The organism is Vibrio sp. 1402, assembly GCF_033340275.1.
Genome location: NZ_JAWOWE010000731.1, coordinates 1 through 513 on the forward strand (window position 1 = coordinate 1; position 513 = coordinate 513).

A 513-nucleotide genomic window follows, 5' to 3' on the forward strand; every position below is an offset into this window, starting at 1 on the left:
TTCCACCAACTTGCACGCTTTAACCACAGTAAAGCTTCCCGAGGATTTACAAGGTCACTATACAATTCGTAAAGCGCCTTCAGACAACAGTCTTTCGACAGTGGAAGCAGGGTTTTATGCGTTGAGTTTATTGGAGCCGGATAACGACTTCTCGCCGCTACTTAATGCTTTTGACAGGATGATTGAATTTCAAATCGCCCAGATGCCTCCGGGCGTATTTGAAAAAAATTATTTGAACAAGTAGACCAACGTTCTACAACACAATAGAAGAGAACAATTGGCGGTGTAGCTTTTGCGCATGACCATCGGTCATTGCGGATATGTAATCGGCAATGACTCGCATTTTGCCACTATCGCTAGTTGCACTCTGCCACAGCTCTTTTGTGTGTATTGGCAACAATCGTTCAGGATCGGCACTTAGTGCTTCGAATATATCCATAATGATTTGTTGCCCTTTGTATTCGACAATCTGTACCTGCGGCACTTGAATGACATACTGACTGACGAAATGTT

1 protein-coding gene and 1 pseudogene are annotated in these 513 nt (G+C 43.5%); one reads left to right on the forward strand and one right to left on the reverse strand.

What is annotated here, in order from left to right; all coding sequences use genetic code 11:
* The coding region (locus R7044_RS28180; protein WP_225456397.1) for a DTW domain-containing protein at positions 1 to 244 on the forward strand (244 nt) is incomplete at its 5' end.
* 9 nt (positions 245 to 253) lie between these two features.
* Here the strand turns inward: R7044_RS28180 and R7044_RS28185 are convergent.
* A pseudogene (locus tag R7044_RS28185) lies at positions 254 to 513 on the reverse strand (dGTPase); the annotation flags it as partial.